This is a genomic window from Bacillus sanguinis, assembly GCF_018332475.1.
Taxonomy (GTDB): domain Bacteria; phylum Bacillota; class Bacilli; order Bacillales; family Bacillaceae_G; genus Bacillus_A; species Bacillus_A sanguinis.
Genome location: NZ_BOQB01000182.1, coordinates 1 through 7,434, shown reverse-complemented (window position 1 = coordinate 7,434; position 7,434 = coordinate 1). Strand labels below are relative to the sequence as shown.

The 7,434-nt window shown below is 32.6% G+C and carries 8 protein-coding genes; all 8 read left to right on the top strand.

Features of this window, described 5'->3' with window-relative positions:
* Nucleotides 1-48: 48 nt before the first annotated feature.
* On the top strand, nt 49-816 hold the full coding sequence (locus KI369_RS19290) for a tyrosine-protein phosphatase (protein WP_212957019.1): 768 nt from the start codon (nt 49-51) through the stop codon (nt 814-816).
* 240 nt (nt 817-1,056) lie between these two features.
* The gene (galU, locus tag KI369_RS19285) at nt 1,057-1,947 is read left to right on the top strand and encodes a UTP--glucose-1-phosphate uridylyltransferase GalU (RefSeq protein WP_212957018.1); all 891 of its coding nucleotides are present in this window, start codon (nt 1,057-1,059) and stop codon (nt 1,945-1,947) included.
* 2 nt (nt 1,948-1,949) lie between these two features.
* Nucleotides 1,950-2,630 carry a sugar transferase gene (locus KI369_RS19280; protein WP_212957017.1) on the top strand — a complete coding sequence of 227 codons (681 nt, stop codon included), beginning with the start codon at nt 1,950-1,952 and terminating at the stop codon, nt 2,628-2,630.
* Between the two features lie 26 nt (nt 2,631-2,656).
* Nucleotides 2,657-3,550 carry a glucose-1-phosphate thymidylyltransferase RfbA gene (rfbA, locus tag KI369_RS19275; protein WP_212957016.1) on the top strand — a complete coding sequence of 298 codons (894 nt, stop codon included), beginning with the start codon at nt 2,657-2,659 and terminating at the stop codon, nt 3,548-3,550.
* Nucleotides 3,551-3,563: 13 nt separating this feature from the next.
* Nucleotides 3,564-4,121 carry a dTDP-4-dehydrorhamnose 3,5-epimerase gene (gene rfbC / locus KI369_RS19270; RefSeq protein WP_212957015.1) on the top strand — a complete coding sequence of 186 codons (558 nt, stop codon included), beginning with the start codon at nt 3,564-3,566 and terminating at the stop codon, nt 4,119-4,121.
* 11 nt (nt 4,122-4,132) lie between these two features.
* Nucleotides 4,133-5,155 carry a dTDP-glucose 4,6-dehydratase gene (gene rfbB / locus KI369_RS19265; RefSeq protein WP_212957014.1) on the top strand — a complete coding sequence of 341 codons (1,023 nt, stop codon included), beginning with the start codon at nt 4,133-4,135 and terminating at the stop codon, nt 5,153-5,155.
* Complete coding sequence (rfbD, locus tag KI369_RS19260; protein ID WP_212957013.1) at nt 5,156-5,998, top strand: dTDP-4-dehydrorhamnose reductase; 843 nt, start codon at nt 5,156-5,158, stop codon at nt 5,996-5,998. It abuts the gene before it with no gap.
* A 140-nt stretch (nt 5,999-6,138) separates the two neighbouring features.
* Nucleotides 6,139-7,434, top strand: a 1,296-nt coding sequence (locus KI369_RS19255) for a lipopolysaccharide biosynthesis protein (RefSeq protein WP_212957012.1), incomplete at its 3' end; no start/stop codon positions are given.

Genomic DNA, 7,434 nt, shown 5'->3' with positions numbered 1-7,434 from the left:
CATATTCAAGGGAAAAAAGATTATCATGAGAGAGGGAGGATGAAAAGAATGATTGACTTACATTGTCACATTTTATTTGGTATCGATGACGGGGCGCAAACAGTAACGGATAGTTTAGCGATGGCACAACATGCTGTGGCAGAAGGAATACATACAATTGTCGCAACGCCACATCATCAAAATGGAAAATATGTAAACGAGCGTACTTCCATTATTCATCAAGTGAAGCAATTAAATGATGAGTTACAGCAGAATGAAATTCCACTAAAAATTTTGCCGGGGCAAGAGGTCAGATTATATGGTGATTTATTAGAGGACTATGAAGCTGGTAAAATTGTTACTTTAAATGAAACAAATAAATATATATTCATTGAATTCCCGTCAAATCACGTACCTCGTTATGCTGAACAACTATTATATGAACTACGTGTAAAGGGAATGATTCCAATTATCGTTCACCCAGAACGTAATGCTGAGTTAATTGAGCGACCAGATAAGTTATATAACCTGGTAAATAAAGGAGCATTAACACAAGTAACAGCAGGTAGTTTACTAGGGAAATTTGGTAAAAAAATTAAAAAGTTTTCACTGCAGCTTGTGGAACATAATTTAACGCACATGATCGCATCGGATGCGCATAACACAACGTCAAGAGGATTTCATCTAGCAGAGAGCTATGACCTAATTGAGAAAGAATTTGGTGCAAGTGTTATGAATGATTTAAGAGAGAATCCGTATTTAATAATTAGCGGGAAAGCAATTTATAAAGAAGATCCAGAAAAAATTCGTCGTAAAAAATTGTTCGGTATTTTTTAATTGAAGAGTTTGGGTGATGTCTCCTAACCGTTATCAACGGGGGCACTCGGTCGTGCTGTGGGTAGAAATTTTTATTTCGAACCTACCTTAGACGCTTGTCGTCGGGGGTATGACGTGAGGTGGGGTTAGATGCCCGTAATTTATTTATAATAGAAACTCTACCTATGGAGTTATAATTATGACTTCATAGGTAGGGTTTTTGTTATTGTTACAAAAAAAAAATGATATGGGGGAATATAATTGAAAAAAGTAAGGAAAGCGATTATCCCAGCTGCTGGCCTTGGTACAAGATTTTTACCAGCAACGAAAGCGATGCCGAAAGAAATGTTACCAATTGTCGATAAGCCGACAATTCAATACATAGTGGAAGAAGCGATAGAATCAGGAATTGAAGATATTATTATTGTAACTGGAAAAGGGAAGCGCGCAATTGAAGATCATTTTGATCATTCTTTTGAGCTAGAACAAAACTTACAAGAAAAAGGAAAGTACGAAATGCTTGAAAAAGTACAAGCATCTTCAAAAATTAACATTCATTACATAAGACAAAAAGAACCAAAAGGGTTGGGACATGCAGTATGGTGTGCACGTAAATTTATTGGGAATGAACCGTTTGCAGTATTACTTGGTGACGATATTGTCCAGGCAAAAACACCGTGCTTACGTCAATTGATGGACCAATATGAAGAAACACAATCATCAGTTATTGGTGTACAAACAGTTTCTAAAAATGAAACGCATCGTTACGGTATTATTGATCCAATTGAACAAGATAACCGTCGTTATCAAGTACGTCAATTTGTTGAAAAGCCAGCTCAAGGAACAGCGCCATCTAATTTAGCAATTATGGGTCGTTACGTATTAACACCAGAAATTTTTGCGTTCCTCGAAAATCAAGAAACAGGAGCAGGTGGCGAAATTCAATTGACAGATGCAATTCAACACCTAAACGAAATTCAACGCGTATTTGCGTATGATTTTGAAGGAACCCGTTATGATGTTGGAGAAAAGTTTGGTTTTATTAAGACTACGATTGAAATGGCATTGCAGCATGTGGAACTAAGGGAAAGATTATTAGAATATATTAGTGAAACTGTAAAAGCAGAGATGTTTATAAAAGGGGGGAGATAAAGTTGGAAAGCAGAAAAATAGTAGGTACTCCAGTTGAATCGAAAGAGCTGGTAATAAAAAATCAAAGTATAGTTTACTTGTTTTTTAAAAGAATATTAGACTTTATAGGCGCTATAATAGGGTTAGTGATTTTCTCCCCAATTTTCATCGTAATTTCAATCCTTTATATGTGGGGGGATAATAAAGGACCTGTATTTTTTAAACAAGTCCGAATGGGTAAAAACGGAAAAGAATTCCATATTTATAAATTCCGTTCAATGATTGTAAATGCAGAGGGAAAATTAAAAGAAAATGAACTATTATATAAAAAATATGTTGCTAATAATTATAAATTAGAACCAAATGAAGACCCTCGCATTACCAAATTAGGACAGTTTTTGAGAAAAACGAGCCTAGATGAGTTACCGCAATTCATTAATGTTTTAAAAGGTAACATGAGTCTTGTTGGTCCAAGGCCGGTGGTAAAAGAAGAATTAAAGGAATACGGTCATAGAGAACGTGAGTTTTTATCTGTTAAACCAGGGATTACGGGATATTGGCAAGTAAGTGGGAGAAGTGATGTTGGTTATCCAGAACGAGTAGAATTAGAACTTCATTATGTGGATAATGCTTCTTTATATTTTGATATTAAGATTATAATTTTTACAGTTATAAATGTAATTTTACGTAAGGGTGCTTATTAATTTTATAATAAAGGAGATTTATGATTATGAAAGGAATTATTTTAGCCGGAGGAAGTGGAACACGTTTGTATCCACTTACTACAGCTGTTTCAAAACAATTGTTACCAGTATACGATAAACCAATGATTTACTATCCATTATCAGTATTAATGTTGGCTGGAATCCAGGATGTTTTAATTATATCTACGCCACAGGATACACCACGTTTCGAGGAGCTCCTAGGGAATGGTTCTCAGTTTGGAATTAATCTTGAATACGCAGTACAAGAATCGCCGGATGGATTGGCACAGGCATTTGTTATTGGAGAAGATTTTATTGGTGATGATTCAGTCGCTTTAATATTAGGGGATAATATGTTTTACGGACATGGCTTAACTCAATTATTACAAAATGCTGTAGGGCGTCAAAATGCAGCGACTGTTTTTGGGTATTATGTAAATGATCCAGAACGTTTTGGAGTAGTTGAGTTTGATGAGAACGGAAAAGCTATATCCATTGAGGAAAAACCAGAAAATCCCAAATCCCATTATGCAGTAACTGGGCTTTATTTTTATGATAATAAAGTCGTAGAGATTGCTAAAAATATTAAACCATCAGCTCGTGGTGAGCTAGAGATTACAGATATCAATAAAGTATATCTAGAAGCCAATGAATTAAATGTAGAGATTCTTGGACGTGGTTTCTCATGGCTGGATTCAGGTACGCATGAATCATTATTAGAGGCATCACAATTTATTGAAACAATTGAAAAACGTCAAAGTTTAAAGGTAGCTTGTTTAGAGGAAATTGCTTTTAGAAGAGGATATATTAATCGAGAGCAATTATTAGTTCTGGCAGAGCCTATGAAAAAGAATCAATATGGTCAATATTTAATGAAATTGGCAGAGCAAAGTAAGCAGAAGCAACCAATTTATCAATAAAGGAGTATTACATATGAAGATTATTGAGACAAAAATTCCTGATGTACTTATTTTAGAGCCAAATGTATTTGGAGATCATCGTGGATATTTTATGGAAAGTTATAATAAAGATGCATTTGATAAGTTAGGTTTAAAATATGAATTTATTCAAGATAATCAATCATTGTCAGTGCCTGTTGGAACATTACGTGGTTTACATTTTCAATTAAATCCTAAAGCACAGACAAAAGTAGTTCGCTGTATTACTGGTGCCATTTATGATGTAGCGGTTGATATTCGTAAAGGTTCGCCTACATATGGTCAATGGGTGGGTGTTATTTTAAGTGAACATAATAAACGTCAGCTAGTTGTACCAAAAGGATTTGCACACGGTTTTTGTACATTAGTACCTAATTCAACTGTTGCTTATAAAGTAGATGAATATTATTCTCCAGAACATGATTCTGGTATTTTATGGAATGATCCAGCGCTAGGAATAGATTGGCCAGTAAGTAATCCAATACTATCGGATAAAGATAACAAACATCCAATGTTGGAAGAAGCAAATATTAATTTTGTATATGGAAATTAAGGAGGAGCAACATGAAAGTATTAGTAACAGGTGGAGCAGGATTTATTGGAAGTAATTTTGTGCGTTATATGGTAAAGAAATACCCTGAATATAACCTTGTCAATTTAGATGCATTGACGTATGCAGGTAATTTAGAGAATCTAAAAGAGATTGAGGGGTTACCTAATTATAAATTTGTTAAAGGTGATATAGCTGATCGCGAGTTTATCAATCGATTATTTGAAGAAGAAAAATTTGACTATGTATTAAATTTTGCAGCAGAATCACATGTGGATAGAAGTATTACTAATCCAGATATATTTATTCAAACAAACATTCAAGGGACTCAAGTGCTATTAGATGCAGCAAAAAATGCACAAGTGAAGAAATATTTGCAAGTTTCAACAGATGAGGTATATGGTACTTTAGGCGATACAGGTTATTTCTCAGAAGAAACACCTTTAGCTTCAAATAGTCCATATAGTTCAAGTAAAGCTGGGGCAGACTTACTAGTTCGTGCGTATCATGAAACTTTTGGCTTACCTGTTAATATTACACGTTGCTCTAATAACTATGGACCATTCCATTTTCCTGAGAAATTAATTCCATTAATGATTATTAATGCATTAAATAATAAGCAGTTACCTGTATACGGTGATGGGTTAAATGTACGTGACTGGTTACATGTTGAAGATCATTGTCAAGCTATTGATTTGGTACTTCATAAAGGGAAAAATGGCGAGGTATATAATGTTGGTGGAAATAACGAACGTACAAATATTGAAATTGTAAAAACAATTTTAAAAGCGTTAAATAAGCCAGAATCTCTAATTCAATATGTGACGGATCGTCCAGGACACGACCGCCGCTATGCAATTGATGCAACAAAACTTCGTGAGGAGTTAGGCTGGTCACCAAAATATAACTTTGATACTGGAATTGAACAAACAATTAGCTGGTATTTAGAAAATCAAGACTGGTGGGAGAATATTATCTCTGGAGAATACCAAGAATACTTTGATAATCAATATGGTAATAGATTAGAGGTTAAGTAAATGAAAGTTATTGTAACGGGAGCAAAAGGTCAACTTGCACAAGACGTTTTGAAACAATTAGAACATACAGATTTACAAGTATACGGCATTGATCGTGAAGAGTTAGATATAACAAATAATGAGGCGGTACAAGCTTATATAAATAAAATTAAGCCAGATGCAATTATGCATTGTGCAGCTTATACAAATGTTGATGCAGCAGAAGAAGATGCAGAAACTGCTTATAAAGTAAATGGACTAGGTACAAAGTATTTAGCACAAGCTGCAGGAGAAATAGGGGCGAAAATGTTGTACATTAGTACTGACTATGTTTTCGATGGTACAGCAAAAAGTCCTTATGAAACTAGTGAACCTACAAAACCCTTGGGGGTTTATGGTGAAACAAAATTAGCAGGTGAAACATTTGTACAACAATCTGTAGATAAATTCTTTATTGTACGTACAGCTTGGGTATTTGGGATATTTGGAAATAACTTTGTGAAAACGATGCTACGTTTAGGAAAAGAGCATGATGAAATTAGTGTTGTTCATGATCAGATAGGTTCACCTACATATACAGTAGATTTGGCACGTTTTATGATTGAATTAATTCGTTCTGAAAAATATGGTATATATCATGCGACAAATACAGGGGTTTGTTCTTGGTATGAATTTGCTGTAGAGATTTTCAATCAAGCAGGCATAGGAGTTAAGGTCAATCCGGTGACAACAGAGGAATTTCCTCGACCAGCAGCACGTCCACATTATTCAGTATTAAGTAAACAAAAAATTGAAGATGAAGGATTTAGCTCTTTACAAGATTGGAAAGAGGCTTTAAAAGCTTATCTTTTAGAAAATAAATGATAAATTTTGTGGGATTTTCTTAAATATTAATTTTAAAGAGGTGCCCTAATATTAAGTCAACTATTAAGAGTTATAAAATTAATAATAATTTAATAAGAGTATTAGTAGCTAATATCAGTACAATTCTTGTAGGGGTTGTAATGGCATTGTTGGTACCTAAGGTATTAGAGGTAGAGCAGTATGGCTACTTACGTATATTCACTTTATATTTAAGTTTTGTTGGGATAGCACACTTTGGTTTTAATGATGGCATTTTTGTAAAGTATGGAAAATATAGTTTGGATGATTTACCGAAAGAAAGATTTCGAACATATTTTAGATTCCTATTAGTATTTCAAATAATAATAGGAATCTTATTAAGTGTACTAATATTTTTATTTATAAAACAGGTAGATAGACAAATTGTCTATTTGTTTGTAAGTATAAATTTAATATTAGTAAATTTAATAGCATATTTTAACTTTGTTTATCAAATAACGAAAGAATTTAAAATTTTTTCGAGAGTTACGCTTATACAAAACTTAATTTTACTGTTAGGAACTTTAACTTTGGTATTTGCTGAAATCAATACTTATATTCCATATGTTCTAGTTCAAACAGTAGCATATTTATTAATATTAATCCTGTATATAATGCGCTCAAGAGCATTTGTTTTTGGAGAGAAAACAGATATTAAAGAAATGAAAACTGATATTAGTGAAAATTTCAAAATTGGAATTTATATTTTAATAGGAAACTTAATGAGTGTAGTAATTCTTAGTGTGGCTAGGGTTTTGATTGATAATTTTTATACATTAGAAGATTTTACATTTTATGCATTTGCTGTAACTTTGTTAGGTCTAGCGTTTTCTTTTATTTCAGCTTTTTCCTCTTATTTTTACACATACATTAGGAGAACTGAAGTTAATAAATTATCAAAATTATACTCGAAATTTTATAGTTATTTAATTGTAGGAGGAGCAATAGCTCTTTCCTCGTTTTTCATAATAAAACCAGTAGTCATAAAAATTTTACCTGATTATGTTCCTGCCTTAGAAATTACAAGATGGTTATACCCAAGTATTATTACACAAGCGAGTATTATGTTGTTAGGTGTAAATTTATATAAGACATTGAGGCTAGAAAAAGATTTCAATAGGAATAATTGGATAATTTGTTTTGTTATAATTACTTTAAATTCTGTTGGAATATATCTTCAATTAGGGATTAATGATATAGCTATTTTAAACCTTTTAGGTTTCTGTATTTGGTTAGTATATAATGACATATATTTTGCGAAAAAATTAAAAGTCAACATATTTGTGAAAAATTTGTATATGTTTTTTGTAATCATAGTATTTTTAAGTACCTCGTCTATGTATTGGTTAAAAGGTTTAGTAATATATATAGTGCTAATCATAGCTTTTTACTTAATTGATAAACTGACCTTTAAACAA